The organism is Paenibacillus sp. RRE4 (genome assembly GCF_031844205.1).
GTDB classification, from domain to species: Bacteria; Bacillota; Bacilli; order Paenibacillales; family Paenibacillaceae; genus Paenibacillus; species Paenibacillus xylanexedens_B.
The window spans coordinates 1491251-1511423 of record NZ_JAUZUT010000001.1; the positions used below are offsets into that span (position 1 = coordinate 1491251).

At 46.7% G+C, this 20173-nt stretch carries 19 protein-coding genes; 16 read left to right on the forward strand and 3 right to left on the reverse strand.

Translation table 11 applies throughout. The features are described 5' to 3' along the window. The first annotated feature begins 133 nt into the window (after window positions 1-133). The 10 genes from pduL to Q9R46_RS06890 all read left to right on the forward strand — a co-directional run bounded on the left by pduL (window position 134) and on the right by Q9R46_RS06890 (window position 9538). Window positions 134-706: a phosphate propanoyltransferase gene (gene pduL, locus Q9R46_RS06845; protein WP_311279389.1), complete on the forward strand. Its 573-nt coding sequence runs from the start codon at window positions 134-136 to the stop codon at window positions 704-706. A 308-nt stretch (window positions 707-1014) separates the two neighbouring features. Next, on the forward strand, window positions 1015-2571 hold the full coding sequence (miaB, locus tag Q9R46_RS06850; RefSeq protein WP_311279390.1) for a tRNA (N6-isopentenyl adenosine(37)-C2)-methylthiotransferase MiaB: 1557 nt from the start codon (window positions 1015-1017) through the stop codon (window positions 2569-2571). Between the two features lie 241 nt (window positions 2572-2812). Then, window positions 2813-3226, forward strand: a complete 414-nt coding sequence (locus Q9R46_RS06855; RefSeq protein WP_090921137.1) for a YlbF/YmcA family competence regulator — start codon at window positions 2813-2815, stop codon at window positions 3224-3226. A 131-nt stretch (window positions 3227-3357) separates the two neighbouring features. After that, window positions 3358-3762 (forward strand): PaaI family thioesterase, encoded by a 405-nt coding sequence (locus Q9R46_RS06860; RefSeq protein WP_311279391.1) that lies wholly within the window; start codon window positions 3358-3360, stop codon window positions 3760-3762. 84 nt (window positions 3763-3846) lie between these two features. Continuing rightward, complete coding sequence (locus Q9R46_RS06865; RefSeq protein WP_090921102.1) at window positions 3847-4656, forward strand: NUDIX hydrolase; 810 nt, start codon at window positions 3847-3849, stop codon at window positions 4654-4656. 48 nt (window positions 4657-4704) lie between these two features. Beyond that, window positions 4705-5262, forward strand: coding sequence for a cysteine hydrolase family protein (locus Q9R46_RS06870; protein ID WP_145329867.1), 558 nt, complete (start codon window positions 4705-4707; stop codon window positions 5260-5262). Between the two features lie 93 nt (window positions 5263-5355). Then, the gene (locus tag Q9R46_RS06875; protein ID WP_145329869.1) at window positions 5356-6810 is read left to right on the forward strand and encodes a nicotinate phosphoribosyltransferase; all 1455 of its coding nucleotides are present in this window, start codon (window positions 5356-5358) and stop codon (window positions 6808-6810) included. A 405-nt stretch (window positions 6811-7215) separates the two neighbouring features. Beyond that, the gene (locus Q9R46_RS06880; RefSeq protein ID WP_311279392.1) at window positions 7216-7860 is read left to right on the forward strand and encodes a hypothetical protein; all 645 of its coding nucleotides are present in this window, start codon (window positions 7216-7218) and stop codon (window positions 7858-7860) included. A gap of 13 nt (window positions 7861-7873) precedes the next feature. After that, a complete protein-coding gene (locus tag Q9R46_RS06885) occupies window positions 7874-8881 on the forward strand; it encodes an oxidoreductase (RefSeq protein WP_311279393.1) in 1008 nt (335 codons plus the stop codon). Between the two features lie 93 nt (window positions 8882-8974). Continuing rightward, window positions 8975-9538, forward strand: coding sequence for a hypothetical protein (locus tag Q9R46_RS06890; RefSeq protein WP_311279394.1), 564 nt, complete (start codon window positions 8975-8977; stop codon window positions 9536-9538). A 43-nt stretch (window positions 9539-9581) separates the two neighbouring features. On the opposite strand, the gene Q9R46_RS06895 is transcribed toward Q9R46_RS06890, so the two are convergent. Continuing rightward, window positions 9582-10100 carry a MogA/MoaB family molybdenum cofactor biosynthesis protein gene (locus Q9R46_RS06895; RefSeq protein ID WP_397386329.1) on the reverse strand — a complete coding sequence of 173 codons (519 nt, stop codon included), beginning with the start codon at window positions 10098-10100 and terminating at the stop codon, window positions 9582-9584. Between the two features lie 167 nt (window positions 10101-10267). Between Q9R46_RS06895 and Q9R46_RS06900 the strand changes: the two genes are divergently transcribed. From Q9R46_RS06900 to Q9R46_RS06920, 5 genes are all read left to right on the forward strand, one after another. Further along, a complete protein-coding gene (locus tag Q9R46_RS06900) occupies window positions 10268-11368 on the forward strand; it encodes a CobW family GTP-binding protein (protein ID WP_311279395.1) in 1101 nt (366 codons plus the stop codon). 72 nt (window positions 11369-11440) lie between these two features. Beyond that, window positions 11441-11776, forward strand: a complete 336-nt coding sequence (locus Q9R46_RS06905) for a four-helix bundle copper-binding protein (RefSeq protein WP_145329879.1) — start codon at window positions 11441-11443, stop codon at window positions 11774-11776. 440 nt (window positions 11777-12216) lie between these two features. Continuing rightward, window positions 12217-13929 (forward strand): arginine--tRNA ligase, encoded by a 1713-nt coding sequence (argS, locus tag Q9R46_RS06910; protein ID WP_397386330.1) that lies wholly within the window; start codon window positions 12217-12219, stop codon window positions 13927-13929. A 141-nt stretch (window positions 13930-14070) separates the two neighbouring features. Next, complete coding sequence (locus Q9R46_RS06915) at window positions 14071-14616, forward strand: hypothetical protein (protein WP_311279396.1); 546 nt, start codon at window positions 14071-14073, stop codon at window positions 14614-14616. Then, window positions 14613-15245 carry a YdcF family protein gene (locus tag Q9R46_RS06920; protein WP_311279397.1) on the forward strand — a complete coding sequence of 211 codons (633 nt, stop codon included), beginning with the start codon at window positions 14613-14615 and terminating at the stop codon, window positions 15243-15245. Before Q9R46_RS06915 ends, Q9R46_RS06920 begins: the two co-directional genes overlap by 4 nt. A 195-nt stretch (window positions 15246-15440) precedes the next feature. Here the strand turns inward: Q9R46_RS06920 and Q9R46_RS06925 are convergent, their stop codons facing one another. Together Q9R46_RS06925 and Q9R46_RS06930 are read right to left on the reverse strand one after the other, a co-directional pair. Continuing rightward, window positions 15441-17534, reverse strand: a complete 2094-nt coding sequence (locus tag Q9R46_RS06925) for an ABC transporter ATP-binding protein (protein WP_311279398.1) — start codon at window positions 17532-17534, stop codon at window positions 15441-15443. Between the two features lie 12 nt (window positions 17535-17546). Beyond that, the gene (locus Q9R46_RS06930; RefSeq protein WP_311279399.1) at window positions 17547-19292 is read right to left on the reverse strand and encodes an ABC transporter ATP-binding protein; all 1746 of its coding nucleotides are present in this window, start codon (window positions 19290-19292) and stop codon (window positions 17547-17549) included. Window positions 19293-19816: 524 nt separating this feature from the next. Between Q9R46_RS06930 and Q9R46_RS06935 the strand changes: the two genes are divergently transcribed. Further along, the gene (locus Q9R46_RS06935; RefSeq protein ID WP_145329887.1) at window positions 19817-20116 is read left to right on the forward strand and encodes a HesB/YadR/YfhF family protein; all 300 of its coding nucleotides are present in this window, start codon (window positions 19817-19819) and stop codon (window positions 20114-20116) included. Window positions 20117-20173: the final 57 nt, after the last annotated feature.

Consider the following 20173-nt stretch of genomic DNA (forward strand, 5'->3'; position numbering starts at 1 on the left):
AATTCGCGAAAATAAGTGTATTTCATGAATTTTCATCAGTTTGTTTTCATTTCACAGTAAAAAGGAGTATAATACCACTTGGATTGTTAAGAGCCTGTATACAGGCCATAGATAAACAAGGAGTGAATTTACGATGAGTAAAACAGTACCTGTGGGCGTATCCGCCCGTCACGTTCATGTATCCCAAGAGCACGTTGACATTTTGTTCGGCAAAGGTTATGAACTGACTGAATTTAAACCTCTGTCCCAACCCGGACAATATGCTGCAAATGAAACGGTAGCGGTGATTGGTTCCAAAGGACAGTTTGATAAAGTGCGTATCCTCGGACCTGTTCGTCCGGAAACACAATTGGAAATCTCCATGACAGATTCTTTTGCGATCGGTGTAAAAGCACCTGTGCGTGAATCTGGTAGCATCGAAGGTACACCGGGGATCACAATCAAAGGCCCAGCTGGCGAAGTAACGATTGATAAAGGTGTTATCGTTGCGGCTCGTCACATCCACTTCCATACGTCCGATGCAGCAAAATGGGGTATTGAAGACAAACAAATGTTGAAAGTTCGCTTGGGTGGGGACCGTGGGCTGGTACTGGAAAATGTACTGGCTCGTGTATCCGATTCCTTTGCACTGGATATGCACATCGATACAGATGAAGCAAATGCAGCGGGCGCTCGCAATGGCGACACTGCTGAAATCATTGATTAATGATTTTACACGGCCTATAGCGTTGCAGTGCAACATAGAGTTTGGATATAAGTAAAAAAAGACCTGAGTACACTGGCCGAGGCAGTTCTTCTTGAACTGTGCGTCAATGTGCTCAGGTTTTTTTGTGCAAAGCCGATTAGGGCGGTAGAATGGAGCCAGCAGGACCGTGTTTGCTTGTGGAACTACAGCCCATTTCATGTTATAATTTGCTGTAATGCTCTTTTGAAGCATGAGGAACCAAGTGGTTGGATTTTGTGATGAAAAGAACGCTTTTTATGAATAGAGGCTGTAAGGAGTGACCGAAGGAAATGGCTAAAGACTCAAAAAAGGATTACTCCCAATATTTTGATTTCTCCGATGCCAAAGTAATTTCGCAAGATGAATTCAGCAAAAAGATTAGAATTCGCGGACGCGAGATTAATATCAAAGCGGAACCGAACCATCGTCAGGAGAAACAAAGGGGCAAGGAAGACATTCAGGTTCTGTATGAAACTGCTGTTCCCGATGAACTGAAAACGATCGGAAAAGGCAAGCATTATATCGTATATACCTACGGATGTCAGATGAATGAACACGACTCCGAGACGATCAAAGGTCTGCTGGAGACGATGGGATATCAAGCTACGGAAGATCGCAAAGCGGCAGATATCATTTTGCTTAACACTTGTGCGATTCGTGAAAATGCGGAAGACAAAGTGTTTGGCGAGCTAGGCCATCTGAAGACACTCAAGCTGGAGAACCCGGGTTTATTGCTTGGCGTATGCGGATGTATGTCTCAAGAAGAAGGTGTCGTTAACCGGATCATGCAAAAGCACGGTTTTGTTGACATGATCTTTGGTACCCACAATGTTCACCGTCTGCCGCACCTGATTCAGGAAGCGCTCTTCAGTAAAGAGATGGTTGTTGAGGTATGGTCCAAGGAAGGCGACATCATTGAGAACCTGCCGAAGAAGCGGGAAGGTATGCGCGGCTGGGTAAACATTATGTACGGTTGCGACAAGTTCTGTACATATTGCATCGTGCCGTTTACCCGGGGGAAAGAACGGAGCCGTCGTCCAGAGGACGTCATTGCAGAAGTAAGAGAACTGGCTAGACAGGGATTCAAGGAAATTACACTGTTAGGTCAGAACGTGAATGCGTATGGTAAAGATTTTACGGATCTGAAATACACCTTTGGTGACTTGATGGACGATATTCGTAAAATAGATATTCCACGTGTGCGTTTTACAACGAGCCATCCGCGTGACTTCGATGATCATTTGATCGAGGTGCTTGCCAAAGGTGGCAATCTGGTGGAGCACATCCATCTGCCAGTGCAATCAGGCAGCACGGAAGTGCTCAAACGTATGAGTCGTAAATATACGCGGGAACACTACTTGAATCTGGCGGCGAAGATTAAAGCGGCCATTCCGGACGTCGTTCTGACAACGGATTTCATTGTGGGATTCCCTGGTGAAACGGACGAGCAGTTTGAGGATACGCTCTCGCTGGTTCGTGAAGTTGGTTATGATTTTGCCTATACGTACATCTACTCTCCGCGTGAAGGTACACCTGCGGCGGTGATGGAAGATAATGTACCAATGGAAGTGAAAAAAGAACGTCTGAAACGCCTGAACGAAACGGTGAACGAGTACAGCCAGCGCAGCAACGAGCAGCAACGTGGCAAGATCGTTGAGGTGCTTGTTGAAGGCGAGAGCAAACGTAATTCAACAGTTCTCGCTGGACGTACACGCAGTAACAAGCTGGTGCATTTTGAAGGCTCTAAGGAACTGATTGGTACCTTTGTACAAGTTGAAATTACCGATCCGATGACGTTTTATATTCGCGGCAACTTGCTTACGGAGTCGGTAGCTGCGAATCAGTAGTGGAGGGAACGGAATCGGTTCTGTAGAAGCGAAGCGTTCGCCTTTATCTCCGGATGTTCCCCTCTGAGAAGGATAATTAAAAAATCCGGAGATAACAGCGATCGAAAGAACGATCCGTACCCGTAGCGGCCACCGAAGCCGATGTCCAAACAGTGTTTAACCGCAGTCTCATCTTATATCATCTCATACGAATGGAGCGATTACAGTGGCGCAGGAAGAAGTGCAGTACAACCATTATGGAATGCCAACCTACGATACGCGCAATCTGATCATACGCGACGACATTATGGGAAAGGCCAAAGAACTGGCAGATATGCTCGGAACGAGCGAAGAAGTAAGACAGTTTCAACAGGCAGAAGCCAAAATCCGAGATCATGAGCGCATTCAGCAATTGATCGCAACGATTAAGAAAAAACAAAAAGAAATCGTTGCTTTTGAAAGCTTCAACAACAGTGCGATGGTTAGCAAAATTGAACAGGAAATTGATGACTTGCAAAACGAACTGGACAGCATTCCGCTAGTAACCGAATTCCAGCAGAGTCAAAGTGACATCAATTATCTGCTTCAATTGGTCATCTCGGTGATTCGGGATACAGTATCCGAGAAAGTCAATGTCGAAGCTGGAACGGATTCACCTCCAACCAGCTGCGGTTAAATGAACGGAAGGGTGCGGACGCAGTCCGCGCCTTTTTTGACATCATGGAGATCAATGAACTCCGAATGAAGCAACGAAAAAGACATCTAGAGTGAGTTAAACAACGTGTGGAATAGAAGGAGAAATGAAACATGAGTATTTTGGACAAAATGGTGGAAGACGGCGATGGCCGATTCTGGGGATTTCTCGGTTGCCGGTACATCAAGGGCAACAAACAAGAAGTCCAAATTGCGCTGACAGCAGAAGAGAATCATACCAACTCCATGGGCATTATTCATGGTGGTGTGTTGACCTCATTGATGGATCAGGCGATGGGCATGGTCGCAACAGCAGCCATGGAGGTGGATCGTTGTGTCACGACTAACCTCAATGTACATTTTCTGGCGCCGATGAGTCAGGGCGAATTAATCGTAACGTCAACCGTGTTGCACCAAGCTGGGCGTAGCATCACGACCCAATCAGAGGTTCGCGATGCCTCAGGAACACTGGGATGTATGTCTACAGCAACGTTCCGTGTGGCAAAATCGAGAGTCTGAATAGGAAAAGCGGTATCCACGGTTGACAAAAGTTATTATTATGTCATAATGAGATTATCAAAATGAATATAGTCGGTGGTGCCCATGAGCGAAAACAACAAACACGTTAACACTGAATCAGCAAACGATGAACTGGAAGCACGTAATTATAGTTCCAAAAAATATCGTACCCCCGACGGGGTTCCTGCAGATATCGTCATGTTCACCTTGACGAAGCGGGAGCGCAAAACGGTAACGAAAACCCTCCCGATTCGGGAGTTAAAGGTTATGTTAATTAAACGCAAGGGCTGGCCGTTTGCCGGAAGGTGGGCATTGCCAGGTGGCTTTTGCCAAGAGAATGAGTCCATTTACGGTGCCGCGAAGCGCGAATTGATGGAGGAGACCGGTGTAGACGGCGGACATCTCGAATATCTGAACGTTTACAGTCAGCCCGGACGTGACCCCAGAGGTTGGATTATCTCTCATGCCTTCTTTGCACTTGTAGAGGAATGGATGCTGGAACACAGGCAGGCAGCAGATGATGCGGAAGATGTTGGGTTGTTTACGATCCAGGAGGCACTGGAAGAACTGGAACTCGCTTTTGATCACAGAACGATCATCGAGGACGCTTACAGACGAATCCAGCAGCAGATGCTGGAGACAACGATTGCGAGACAGTTTCTGCCGCGTGATTTCACGTTAAGTGAATTATATCAGGTCATCCAGAGTGTTGTGCCCGATTTTGAAGAGCCTAACTTTATTCGTAAAATAACATCAACACGCAGCCGTAAAGGGATTGTCGAGGAAGTGCGTGACGATGAGGGCAATCTGGTCAGCTCCAATCAGTACTCCCAACGTCCGGCACAGCTGTATCGATTCACCGAACTAGTACCTCGTTTATCGATCTATACGTAAAAAGCGTATGATGCATTCAACCATATTCAAACCAAGGGAGTGTGGACGATGAAAGCATTGATTGTTATTGATTTTACAAAAGATTTTGTTACGGGAGCATTGCCTGTGGGTCAGCCGGCCGTTGAGATTCAGGAAACGGTAGCGGCGATTACCGAGGCGTATCTCCATAATAAAGATGAAGTGATCATGGCGGTAGATTTGCATGAAAAAAATGATCCTTATCATCCGGAAACGGTACTTTTCCCGCCTCATAACATTCGTGACACAGAGGGAAGACAGTTATACGGTCGTCTTGCCGAGGTAATGGAGAAGCACGCGAGTGAAATCCGCTGGATGGATAAAACGAGATATAGCGCGTTCTGCGGAACGGATCTGGAACTGAAGCTGCGTGAACGAGGCATAACAGATATTGCGCTAATCGGGGTATGTACAGATATATGTGTATTACATACTGCTGTGGATGCTTATAACAAAGGATTCCATATCACGATCTATGAGGATGCTGTAGCCAGTTTTAACCCTGCTGGGCATGAATGGGCGCTTGGGCACTTTCGTTCCAGTATGGGGGCACAGGTGGTTAAGGCAAGTGAAACGATTTTGGCCTGATTCGCCACCGAACATTGCGGTGTAATCAGCTTTAAGCCCGTATTTTCAGAAATGGATCTGAGAAACGAGCGGAAGTCAGAGAGGATGAGACAAATGCAGACAACAAGCCTGGCTTTACATACGGATAAATATCAGATCAACATGATGTATGCGCACTGGGTGAATGGTACACACAAACGGAAGGCAGTATTTGAAGCCTACTTCCGTAAGCTTCCTTTTGGTAACGGTTATGCCGTATTTGCCGGACTGGAACGTATTGTGAATTATATTAGCCAGCTTCGCTTCACGATGGAGGACATCAAGTTTTTATCCAAACAACCAGAGAACTATGATCCGGTCTTTCTGGAGGAATTGCTTCAGTTCTCTTTCCAAGGAACGATTCATTCCATGAAGGAAGGTGCAATTGTTTTTCCTGACGAACCGCTCATTCGGGTTGAAGGCTCTATTATGGAGACACAGCTGGTGGAAACGGCAATCCTTAACTTCATGAACTATCAGACACTGATTGCAACGAAAGCATCTCGTATTAAACAGGTGGCGCAGCAAGATACATTGCTTGAATTCGGAACACGCCGTGCACAAGAAGCGGATGCTGCGATTTGGGGTGCGCGTGCTTCATATGTTGCCGGTTTTCATGCGACGTCCAATATGCTGGCTGGTGAACAGTTTGGCATTCCGACAGCAGGTACACACGCACATTCATGGGTGCAAAGCTTTATGACGGAGCAGGAGGCGTTTGATGCGTATGCTAGAGTGCTACCGGATCAGGTGACGCTCCTCGTGGATACGTTTGATACGCTGAATAGCGGCGTACCTCATGCAATCAAAACAGCCAAATGGCTGGAGAGTCAAGGCAAAAAGATGAATGCGATTCGTCTGGATAGCGGCGACCTTGCCTATCTTTCGATTCAGGCCCGTCAGATGTTAGATGAAGCTGGACTGGACTATGTGAAAATCGTAGCTTCGAATGATCTCGATGAGAATACGATCTTTAACTTGAAAGCTCAAGGTGCACGGATCGACACATGGGGTGTCGGCACACAGTTGATTACCGCATCGGATCAGCCTTCTTTGGGAGGTGTCTACAAGCTGGTAGAGCGTGAAGTGAACGGAGAAATGTTGCCAACGCTTAAAATATCGGCCAATCCCGAGAAGGTGTCGACACCGGGGAAAAAAGAAGTCTTCCGCATCATTGATCCGAAGCATGGCAAAGCTATTGCGGATTATATCTGCTATCCGGATGAGGAGCAACCGCTCCAGGGAGGACCGCTCAAGCTGTTCAACCCGCTACATCCCTATCTGAAAAAAACGGTGACCCGTTATGAAGCAGTTAACATGCTGGAGCCGATATTTGTGAATGGACGTAAAGTGTACGAGTTGCCTACACTCGATGAAATACGTGCGTACCATAAGGAGCAGTTGAACCTTTTCTGGCCGGAGTACCAACGGAAGCTGAACCCGGAAATTTACCGCGTGAACATCAGCCCGGCCGCTTGGAATATGAAGCAAAAGTTGATTGCTGAGCATGTAAAATCAACGGAAGAATAATATTTTATAGCTGTATGTGAGAATCTGAAAGGCATAACCGGTAGGGATTACCGGCTTATGCCTTTTTGATGTGATGATATGATGATTCTCAATTAACATGTGTGCAGTTTCATAGAAGTATGCTGGAGGAAGATGTACACTGTTTGAATAAGCAATAATTGTGAAGCGACTTTTGCACAGCATCCCATCCCACCCCATCCATTGCATCACCTTTCCCATGCGTTGACCCAAGTAAAATCGAATCATTATTTCTCGGGAAAGCGCAGGAAACGCCAAATGCCGCCACATTCCGAAAGTGACTTCGACAGGAAGGGGCACCTTAGAAAAACCGGTGATCTGGAATGAAAATCAGCTCTGTTTCAAATTGATGTCAGCAGGGGATGAAAGGTAGAGGAGGGGTGGCTAATGAGATACATGTTTGGACTACTATGGGTTGCATTTATAGCTTATGCGCTCTTTATGGCGCCGGGGAACTCCCCCACGAATGATCCGATATTCAAAGAATTACTTACATTGCAGAGCAAGGAGCCATGGCTATTGACGGTGTTCTCATGGCTAGGCATTTTCCCGGCTGTGTATGCATGTATTTTACTTCGAAAATCAGTCACAGCTTCGAAGGGACAGCGGATACCAGCATGGCCGTTTGTCTTGTTTTCTTTTGGGCTTGGAGCATTTGCATTATTGCCCTATTTCGCGTTGATTGCACCATCCCGAACAGGCATACATGATCCAGTACCTTTTGTTAAACAGTCGAAGCGAGGTGTTTCGCGACTGGTTTCGCATAAGCTGACACATCTGATCCTGTTATTACTAACACTAGGAACAGCACTTTATGCGTTGATCGAGGGCAATCCCGATCGCTTTGTGAATGTTTTTTATCAATCCTCGTTTGTACATATCATGACGATTGATTTCGTAGTACTGACGTTACTGTCCACGTATGCTATCTATCGCGATGCCAGAGTGAATGGACGAACAACAAACTGGGCGTGGGCAGGGTTACTGCCGCTTGCAGGGCCATTATTATATTTGCTTACGGAACGAAAATAAGGAGATGAGACTAATGAAAGAACAATTTCAGGCTTATGTAATACGCAAAGATGATCAAAAGGGGGTTACAGCCAATCTTGAGCAGTTGAAAAAAGAAGACCTTCCTAACGGGGATGTGACCGTACAGATACACTATTCCAGTGTGAATTATAAGGACGGATTAGCGTCTCTTGAAAAAGGGGGTGTCATACGGAATTATCCGATGGTGCCTGGAATCGATATGGCCGGGACGGTAGATGAATCCGTAAGTGGTCGTTTTGCACCTGGGGATCGGGTCATTAGTACGGGATTTGAACCCGGGGTCTCCCATTACGGGGGATATAGTGAATATGCTCGTCTTCGTAGTGAGTGGTTAGTGCCTCTTCCGCAAGGGCTGAGTGAAAAAGAAGCGATGGCTATTGGAACGGCAGGGTTCACCGCCGGACTCTCGGTAGACGCCTTGTTACAAGCAGGAGTAGCGCCAGAAATGGGCAAAGTTCTCGTTACTGGCGCCACGGGAGGCGTTGGTAGTATGGCAATAGCTATCCTTGCGAAGCTTGGTTTTGAAGTGACGGCAAGCACGGGTAAGAAGCAACAAGAAGAGGAACTGCTTCGCAGCTTGGGAGCCTCCGAAGTCATTTCACGCGAGGAGGCTGATGCTCCAGTCGGGGGAGCAATGGGCAAACAAAAGTGGGCAGGTGTAGTTGATCCTACAGCAGGGCCGGCACTGGCGGAGCGGTTGAAACAGGTACAGTATGGTGGAGCAGTTGCTGTATCCGGGTTAACTGGGGGCAACGGATTTGAATCAACGGTCTTTCCATTCATTTTGCGTGGCATCCAGTTGATCGGCATTGATTCGGTGTATTGTCCTATGGAACGTAGAGAACGGATCTGGAACAAGCTGGGCGGTGAATGGAAGCCAGACCGTGCTCTTTCGCTGGGAGTTCGGGAAATTACACTTGATCAATTGCCGCATACATTAGAGAACATACTACAGGGTGGTGCAGTTGGGCGTACCGTTGTACGTGTCTCCTCTGAATAATCCTTACTTGGAATAAAATGTGTATCTCCTAGACATGCTAATTCTACCTGAAAGAGTCACAAATACTGTGACTCATGGAAAGGAAGGATAGACATGCTGTTAAAGGAGAAAAATCCGAACCTGATGGGGCGGAATGTAAAACGATTTTTGATGTTAAGTGGCTTGGTAATCCTGAGCGTAGTATCTCTAACGGCTTGCACATCCTCATCTATTGAGCAGGAACGTAAGCTCTATACAGGGGAAGCAACAACAGAAGGGAATTTCAGAGCCAAGCAACAAGGTCACGGCTTAAACGGTACGTTAGCGAGAGAAATGACAAGCGGTTTTGCTGCCAAACGTATTAAGCTGATGAACAATATGTTCGAGGATGATGCTGATGGTGGGATGTCATATATGTATTTATTGAATGGTAGTGCAAGACATATCGTGAAAGTACACATTTATCGTGACGCGAAAATCCGTGCAGCACGAATGGAAGAAATGTATGGGGAACCTAAAGGAAATGCCGTTCTGGAGAATGTAATGGGCAGAACGACGATTCGTAGCAAAGGGCATGTATCATTGGTTTATACGGCTTCCGGTGGAGAGAAAGATGTGTATGCACAGGACGTCCTGCAAGTATTTGAAGATGTATTGCAACAAATAAAAGAGCAGTGACATACAAGCTGTCCAAGTGAAATAACAAACCCGTCTGAATGGTTCAGACGGGTTTATATATTTCGCGCATGACATGGCGCAGTTCAGGCAAAATAATGCGTTCCATGGCAAGTTTAACGGCTCCGCGAGAGCCTGGCATTGAAAATACAGCTGTACGCCCGATAGTTCCGGCAACTGCCCGGCTGAGAATAGCTGCTGAACCAATATCTTCGGAATAACTTAAGTAACGGAATATTTCACCAAAGCCCGGCAGTTCTTTGTCCAGAAGGGAAGATACAGCCTCATATGTAGTATCCCTTGGAGCAATACCGGTACCCCCGCTTAACAGTACAGCCTCGATGTCATCCCGTACAACAGCATCTTGCAGAATCGTCTGAATCCGTTCTGTCTCGTCAGGTGTAATGATATACTCCACAACCTGATAACCAGCTTGGTATAATAACTCATGCATAAGTTGACCGCTCGTATCCGTTTCTTTGGTACGTGTGTCCGAAACGGTAACAACCATGCAGGCGACCGTTTGCGGAGCTTCCTGACGGTGCTGTTCAACTGAATTGGTCATTGAAATCCTCCTCAAATAAACATGTCCTCATAGCATAGACTATTCATGTTAATCAGGCAATGAAGTTTTCGTCAACAGAACAGGCATATTGCACAACAATTGAAGGATAGTGTACACTCGCTTAATAGAGTCAGACTAAGGATAGAGATGGGCAGAGAGGTGTGTAAATGATGAGTATCATCAATGAACAAAAACCAAGTATTCCTGTATATATTTTGTCCGGTTTTTTAGGTAGCGGTAAAACGACATTGCTTGTTAAGCTCATAGAATACTGGAAACAGAAGGGTCTGCGGCCGGCTGTGGTGATGAATGAACTCGGTGAAGTGAATCTGGATGGTCAGATCGTAGATGAGGAAGTGCCCATGACAGAAATGTTGGGCGGATGCATTTGCTGTACTGTACGAGGAGATCTTGGACTGCAGCTGGCAGACCTCGTTCAAGAAGAGTCACCCGATGTTATCGTAATCGAGGCAACAGGTGCAGCGAATCCGATGGAAATTTTGGATGCGGTGACGGAAACATCTCTATATATGCGTTTGGAGTTGAAAAGTTTGATCACCGTAGTGGATGCGGCACATCTGTCAGGTCTGTATCAGGAGCAAAAGGGAAAAACCTTCAAATTGATGCAAGAACAGATTCGTTGCGCTTCGGTGTTGCTTTTGAATAAAACCGACCGGGTTCAAGAGCAGCAACTGCAGGATTTGGAAGAGCTTCTGAATAAATGGAATGGCTTTGCTCCCGTGATCCCAACGGTCAAATGTGAAGTGTCTATCGAACAATTGCTTCATAGTGGTGCCGACGTCCACATTCACCAATCCAATATAGCAGGCGATGCATCGGAAAATGCAGGCGAGACTCATGTGCATACAGATGCTTGCCGTACTCACGGTTGCAATCATGAACATGAGCACACGGATCAACGTGGTAGCAATCATTCAAGCGACCACCACGAGCATTCTGTCAAGCCACATACATCACATGAACATGTCATGGTATACACACATTATTTCAGGCAACCTGTGAACAGCGAAGCATTCGAACATTTTGTGGCTAGCTTGCCGCGTGACGTATATCGGGCCAAGGGAATCCTTTCGTTTAGCGATACCGCAAGCCGGTTCTGGTTCCAGTATGCCTATCGTGAATCAGATTACATGAAAATTACACCTCAAGGTGATGTGCCGAATGTAGCTGTGTTTATCGGTGAGCATTTTGATCAAACTGCCATCCGCGAACAATTGCTGGAATTGGAAGCGGTAAAACAAGACTAGGATAATGGTTCAAAGTTCCTCCCTGGTGGGTATTAAGAAGCATAGCAAACTTTGCCTGGGAGGTAACTTTAAATGACACAACAACAATACCAACAATGTATCGATGCTTGCCTGGAGTGCATGAATGCTTGCAATGTATGTTACATATCGAGTTTGAAAGAATATGATTTGGCGATGCTCCGTGACTGTATTCGTCTGAACCGGGAATGTGCTGATATATGTGCATTTGCAGCGCAAGCGATGACACGTGGAAGTGATTTCATCGGTGAAATCTGTGAACTGTGTGTCAAAGCATGTGAAGCCTGCGCTGCAGAATGTGGGAAACATGATCATGATCATTGTCAGGCCTGCGCTGAAGCTTGCCGTAGATGTGCTGAGGCTTGCCGTTTAATGGCTGCGGTTGCCTAAACTGTCTTCGGTTATCAATATTAAATAACGGGGTTGCTAATCCATACCAGGATATGTATAATGATTTGAAATGATCGAAACAGCAATATCCGTGATCGGGAGAGTAGCCCAGATTCAGGCCATGGCAGCGAGCCGGGACAGGTGTAAGCCGGTATGTGATGAACTGTGTGAAGCGCACCCGTGAGATGGTTATCCGAAGTCATGTATAAGCGCCATTTGGCGTTCGTTATATATGGATTTGAGGGTAATCCGGCATGCAACCGTTATTTGCACCGAGCGGATCGGTTTAACCTGACTTGCAGCTTGCTGTAATGAAGGTGACTGTTCACTTAGAGTGGTACCGCGGGAACTGTAAACACAGCTCTCGTCTCTTTTTAAAGAGACGAGAGCTTTTTTGCGTTTATTTTAGGCATATTTTATGCAGAGAAGGAGTGCTCGATGTGTTAATGAATCAGGCTGCAACTCAGATTGCCCCGTTAACGGGGCTTACGCCAGAAGAAGTATTGGGATTATTGGAAGTCCCACCGCAGGAGGAGATGGGAGATGTTGCATTCCCCTGTTTTACGTTAGCGAAGTCGCTAAGAAAGGCACCTGTCGTTATTGCTGGAGAAATTGCCGTTGCATTGCAGACCGATGGTATGGATGCTGCAGCTGCGGGTCCTTATGTGAACATTCGTTTTGACCGGAATGTCTTGGCACCCCGATTGCTCGAAGAAGTGGGTAACGAGACTTTTGGTAAACTGCAGCTTGGGCAAGGAGCGCGTGTTGTCATTGATATGTCCTCACCTAACATCGCGAAACCTTTTGGTATTGGGCATTTGCGTTCCACTGTTATTGGTGCAGCGTTGTATCGTTTATATAACGAAGCGGGTTATACCTCTATAAGTGTGAATCACCTAGGAGATTGGGGGACCCAGTTTGGCAAGCAAATCACGGCATATAAGCGGTGGGGAAATGAAGAGATGCTACAAGCAGACCCGATTCGTAATTCTCTCGAACTATATGTTCGTTTTCATGATGAAGCAGAGAAAGATCCTTCTCTGGAGACCGAGGCACGGGAATGGTTCCGTAAGCTGGAGCAGGGGGATGAAGAAGCGAAGCGTCTATGGACATTCTTCGTAAACGTGAGTATGCAGGAGTTTAACCGGATGTATGAACGCTTGAATGTGGATTTTGACCATACGCTCGGTGAGAGCTTTTATAATGACAAGATGGGTGCAGTTGTGGAGGAACTTCAAGGCAAAGGACTGCTGGAGGAAAGTGACGGTGCGCTCGTTGTAAGGCTGGATGAGGAGAACATGCCACCATGTCTGATCATTAAAAAAGATGGAACCACAATATACCCAACCCGCGATTTGGCAACAGCGATCTATCGTCATGGTGTGATGCAGGCCGATCGGTTGTTGTACGTTGTTGGTGGGGAGCAGAGGCTTCACTTCCGTCAAGTATTTACGGTATTGTCCAAGATGGGGAATGACTGGGCAGACCATTGTGAGCACATTCCGTTTGGCCTGATGCGTTTCGAGGGGCGGAAGATGTCCACACGCCGGGGGAAGGTTGTCTTCTTACAGGAAGTACTGGATGAAGCTGTCGCTCGTGCCTTGCAAATTATTCAGGAAAAAAATCCGAATCTGGAGCAGGCTGAGCAGGTAGCCGAAGCCGTTGGTGTAGGGGCGATTATTTTTGGTGATCTGCGCAACAATCGCATGAATGACATTGATTTTTCGCTGGAGGACGCGGTAAGTTTTGAAGGGGAGACCGGCCCTTATGTGCAATATACTCATGCCCGGATTCAAAGTGTGCTTGCCAAAGCTGCTACTGTGTCAAGTGAAGAACAAAAAACGGACTTGGACACGGACCGGACGAACAACCCTCCTGTTGCAATTGTCGGCGATACCTCTTGGGCGTTGCTGAAATTGCTTAATGAGTATCCATCTTATCTTGAAAAAGCAGTGCTTCGCAACGAACCATCGGTGATTGCTAAATACACGATTGACGTTGCCCAAGCCTTTAACCGGTTTTATCATGCTGAACGGATTGCCGATGCACGGTCAGATGTCAAAGCTTTTCGGGTGAAACTGGCCGAGCACACCGCCAAACGTCTGGCGTACAACTTGTCTTTATTGGGCGTACACGCTCCCGGGCAGATGTGATCTAGGTTCAGATTACGAAAACAGGAGGGAATCCGAAGTTAGGCGCTGGCTTTTCCGGCAACTTGAATGTTGTTTGCAGTTTGGTTACGATATAGACATAATAAACAGCCAAGGTGCACGGATTGAAAGGAGCGCTCGCATATGCATAACACGGATTTCCAGAATGATTTCATGCTGGACAGCGAACACTCCAAGGAATTGTTTGCCTATTACGGCTTGGCCGTATATTATGGACAGGCGCTGGAACAGCAACTGGTTAATCTTATTTTGTTAACTAAAATGTCACAAGGCAAGGTAGTAACTGAGGAGGAACTGGAGGAGCTGTACGAGCGGAAAATGAGTAGTTCACTGGGACAACTTATTCATGAAGCACGGCATCATTTTACGTTTTCCGAAGAAGAAATAAGCAGTCTGAATGAATTATGGCAGCAACGAAATCGGATCGTGCATCATTATTTCAAAGAGCGCATTCATGAAACCTTCAGTCCGGAAGGTCGCACACGTATGATTAAGGAATTGCAAGATTTTAAAGAACGTGCACAGGAACTGGAGCTCGTACTCCAGCAATATATAGGTACCTGGATGGCAGCATTGGGATTAAAGGATGAGTCTGCGGCAGCATGGGCTGCTTTGGAACGAATGCATGCCGCGAGGTTTCAGGAACGTGGGCTAGATGAGGAATTATGAGTGCTAAACATTCAAGCAGACGTAGCTATAAAGGTATTACCAAACGCAGTGTAGTTATGGGAATGGCATTGCTGTTCTTATGTGTTCTCATCTGGGCAGGGATCACAGCTGCAAGCATCCTCTCGTACATGCATGCAAGTTCACCAAGAACATCTGATGCAGCGATTGTGTTGGGTGCAGCGGTGCAAGGAGACATTCCTTCGCCGGTATTCCGTGAACGAATTGAACAAGCGATCAGGTTATATAAGGCAGGCACAGTACGTAACCTCATATTTACTGGTGGCTCCAGTGAAGAGGGTGTTCCTGCTGAAGCTGTGGTCGGACGGCAGTATGCTCTTACCCATGGCGTGAGACCAGAGCACATTCAAGTGGAGATCAAGTCGGTAATCACCCAAGAGAATCTTGTATATGCGCTGGAAATAGGCGAGAGGGAAGATTATCGCACTTACACTATTGTCAGCGATCCCCTGCATATGAAACGTTCCATGAAAATGGCAGCCGAACTTGGCATGGACGCCGTACCATCTCCTACACAAACGACAGCGTATCTGAGCTGGAGTACCCGAATTCCGTTTCTTGTTCGAGAAACAATCATGTATATGGGGTATACACTGAGAGGCTGGACATAGAGGCTGAACCAAAAGATGAGGATACAATCTTACAGTCCAAGATAGAGATACATTCCATAGAACAATAATAAAACCCGTTCTGTCAGTAACCAAGAGGTTGCCGTACAGAACGGGTTTGACGTGTTGCTTTAATGCTTGCCAGATTTCTTTAATCACGAAATATGTTTTGCTAAATGATAGTGGAAGAAAAGAAGGTTACACATTTCCTCCGGCGAGTGATGTCGCAGCTGTGCTGAAGGTATCTGCTGAACGAGCCGAGCCGTCGGCGATGGCTTCGCCTTGAGCCCCTTGCTGCAATTGATACATCTGATAGTATCGGCCTTTCAGCTCCATCAACTCATCATGAGCCCCTTGCTCTACAATTTTTCCGCGATGCAACACGAGAATCTGATCTGCGGAGCGAATGGTTGACAGACGGTGAGCAATGATAAAAGTAGTACGTCCTTTTTTGAGGACTTCCAGCGCGTTCTGGATCAAAGCTTCCGTTTCCGTATCAATGTTGGCGGTGGCTTCGTCCAGAATCAGGATCGCGGGATCGAAGGCGAGTGCTCGTGCAAAAGAAATCAACTGCCGCTGTCCGGCAGACAGTGTGCTGCCTTTCTCAACTACCGGCTCGTCAAAGCCTTGCGGCAGATGCGCCAAAATACGTTCTGCACCTACATCGCGCAATGCCTGCTCAATGCGTGCCCGGGATATTTTTTCATCACCCAGACTGACATTGGAAGCAATCGTGCCTGTGAAGAGATAGGGGTCTTGCAGTACGATCCCCATATGCTCACGAATCCACTGCTTTGGCAATTCCTTAACGTTCTGTCCGTCAATCGTGATTTTGCCTTTTTGCGGATCATAGAACCGGAACAGTAGATTGATGATCGAGCTTTTACCTGAACCGGTGTGACCCACGAGTGCTACGGTCTGACCTTGCGAAGCTTTGAACGAAATGTTATTCAGCACGTAATCCTTTTTATAAGCGAACGACACATCGTCGAAGACAACATTACCTTTGTATCTCGGCATCGAGCCGTCTGTAACCGGTTCTCCTTTTTCATCCATCAGCTCAAATACACGGCCGGCGGAGACAAGGGAGGAGTCCAGGTTCGCAAGCTGGTTAACCATACCGATAATCGGCTGGAACAGCCGACCGAGAACATCAACAAAGGCATACAGTACACCAAGTGAAATAATACTTGTGCCTGTGATTGCACCTGCTCCGAAGTACCACAGTACAACCGCAAAGGCGATGTTCCGCAACACATTCACCAGGTTATGAGAGGTAAAGGCATTGAGATTGAGCATTTTGTTTTGATGTTTCATATAATCTTCATTCAGTTCTTCGAATTCCTCCCGGGTTTGCTTCTGGCGACGGAACACACGAATGATGGACATGCCCTGAATGGATTCGTTAATGATCGCATTAATCTCACTTAGTCGCGAGCGAATGATCGTATTATAACGGGTGGCGAATTTGCGATAGAGCACAATCCACGCAATGAGCATCGGTACAACGAATAATGAAATCAGACCCAGACGCACATCAAGCAAGAAGAGGGCAATATAAACCCCAGTGATCGTAATGATACCTGAGAAAAAGTTGGATAGAACCGCCACAAACAGATCCTTAACGGCCTCGGTGTCGTTGGTGACCCTGGAAACGACCTTACCTGCGGGCAGGTTATCAAAAAAGTTCACGGGCAACCGCTGAATGTGCGCATACACATCGTTACGAAGGCGCTGAATGACCTTGTTGGCAGAGGATTGTAGCCAGAAGGTTTTACCAAACTCCATGATAACGGAGATGACAAGAAAGATCAGATAATACACAATTAATTGATAGATGCTTGGCATCTCGGGCTTGTAAAAGGCAAACAGTTCACCAGCAGACAGCGGCACAGCCGCGTATTGCCCGGTAACTTCACCTGCGCGAGTTACGGTTAAGGTTCCGTTCGCATAGGAACGATCGCCGTCAGGAGCACTAACCGGCTCGCTCACGAAATAAAAGCTTTTGCCGGCTTGCAGTACGCGTACCTCGGCTCCTTTGGGTTCGTCTGGTGAAAACAAACCTTCACGTTTATAGTTTTTTCCTTGATAAACTGCGGCTTCCTGCGAAGTAGCAGTTTCATAAAATGGTTGCTCGATGGCGAGCAAGTGATTATCAATCATGGATTTGGCGATAAAGGGTCCGGCGAGTTCAGCCGCAACGCCAATCGTCAGCATGATCAAGGCAGCGATGAATGTACCTTTGGCTTTCAAGGCGTAATCCAGCAACCTTTTACCTGTATTGGACTTCAAATGAGTTACCTCCTACGTGGACAGATTGGACTCGACCTGTTGCCGTTCATATTGTTCACGGTACCAGCCATTTTTGGCGAGTAATTCCTGATGAGTGCCTTCTTCCGTAATTTTACCGTGCTCCAGCACGATGATCCGATCCGCATGTTCGATAGCGGACAGGCGATGTGTCGAGATCAGTGTTGTTTTGCCGGCACGTTTGTTGCGAATATTTTCAATGATTTTAGCTTCTGTGCGAGCATCAACTGCAGACAGGGCATCGTCAAGAATAAGGATATCCGGATCAGCGATAAAAGCCCGAGCCAGAGATACCCGCTGTTTCTGTCCACCAGACAAAGCGATACCTTTTTCACCTACGAGTGTATCGAGACCGTCAGATAACGTTCCGAGATCGCCGTCGAAGGCAGCGGTGCGAATCGCTTCCATAATGACGTCATCCGAGGCGTTCGGCTTACCGAATTGAATGTTCTGACGAACCGATTTGGAGAACAATACTTGTTCCTGAGGAACGTATCCGATCCAGCTGTGCAGATCATCCTTCGCAATATCCTCGATGGAATGTCCTGAAATGCTGAGCGTACCTGATCCAGCAGGGTATTCGTGCAGCAATTGTTTGAGCAGGGTGGATTTACCACTTCCCGTGCGTCCTACCACGCCAAGTGTCTGTCCGCGTTGAATGGTAACATTGATATGATTCAGGTTATCCACGGTAGAGGTTGGATAGCGGAATGTCACATCGTTCATGACGATTTCATCCGGCCGCGTAATATGAACAGGATGTTCTTTGTCCTGAACAGCAGGCTCTACGGATAACGTTTCATTCACCCGATCCAGAGAAGCACTCCCCCGCTGCATGAGGTTAATTAATTCACCGATGGCAAACATCGGCCAGATCATCATCCCCAGGTACATGTTGAACGATACGAGGTCTCCCAGGGTGATTTCATTGTGGAATACAAGATAGATACCGTAGGCCAGTGCGATAACATAACTCAGACCTACGAATAGTCGAATGGTTGGTTCAAATAAAGCGTCCATCCGCGCAACCGCTAAGTTTTTGCGATATACATCTTCCGTGACATCAGCAAATCGTTTCTCGTCCAGACGTTCCTGAACGTACGCGCGTACAACACGGATGCCTGCAATGGACTCTAACACCTGATCGTTCATATCACCAAAAGCATCCTGTGCCAACGTATAACGTTGATGCACCGCTTTACCATAGATCATCATAGCGATGGCGATAAAAGGCAGGGGCAGAATTGCAGCCAAAGTCAGCTTCCAACTGACGAGGAAACCCATGGCGAACAGTACAGTTAAGAGAAAAGCTGTGGAGTCTGTTAACGTGAGCATACCGAAACCAGCGGTTGTGGCAATAGAACGAAGGTCATTGGTGGCGCGAGCCATGAGATCTCCGGTTCTGTTCTTTTCGAAAAAGGGTGGTGTCATTCGCAACAAGTGATCCATGAAGCGGGAGCGTAGCAACCGTTCAACGAGATTGGCTCCCCCGAATAATTTGTGCATCCATATGTACGTAATCAGATAGATAATGATGACCGTCCCAAGAATAAGCGCAATGTAAAACGTTAATGAGGCGCTTGTAATGGAGCCGCGTACGATCTCGTCGATGGCGTTCCCCAAAAGGCGGGGGGGCAGCAGTTCAGCAATGCCCACAAGGATGAGCAAAATGACACCAATCAGGTATCTTTTGCGCTCCAGCCTGAAGAACCAGGCCAGGTTTTTAAGTACAGAGAACAAGTGTTATCCCTTCCTTTCGATGTCCAAGAAGTGCGAAGTTTCGTTCAACATGACAGTTAACGCTCTTAAGGCCCATTCAAGCGTATTCAATCCAATAAAAAACCCACAAAAAAAGACACACCGCACGCAGGCGGTATGTCTTATATCTTCATACGGCAGCATGACTCCGAGAGCAGAGCCGCCGCCGTACATAAGGTATTGTGAGCGAGCTTGACAGGGGCCTTATAAAAAGAGACACCTGAAGCGCTGTCTTATGAACGGAAAAGTAATTTCGGGGATACTCCGGTATTTGATTGTGTGTGAATGTGAACCAACTTATGTGTGTTAAACACCGTAATCACCCTTTCTTGTTAATGGAAATAAATGCAATGTAGACCTCGTATGTTTGCATCTTACCACCCGTTTTTACAATCTGTCAAACATTTTTCACAAGATCGTATGCCTGCGTATGTTTTCCAGAGTTTGTGTTCAAGGCGCTCTAGCGATATGATGTAACATATATATACAAAAGGAGCTGACATCATATGAGTACCATACATGTATCCGACCAAGCTGCTCGCTGGTACAAAGAAGAATTGAATTTGAATGAAGGAGACAGCATCCGCTTTTTTGCCCGTTACAGCTCTGGCGGTGGTCTTCATCCGGGATTTTCTTTAGGAATTGCCGTTGAAAAACCGAGACATCCTGCGGATCAAACGGAAGTTTCTGGCATTCAGTTTTTTATGGAAGATCACGATTACTGGTATCTGAAAGGGCATCAGTTACATGTAGATGTTGTAGAGGATGGCCAAGATATTGAATATCGTTATACCGAAGTGCAGTAAAACATTACTCCATAAACGGAAGATGAGCACCGTCTTTTTTTAAAAAGGAGGGATGAG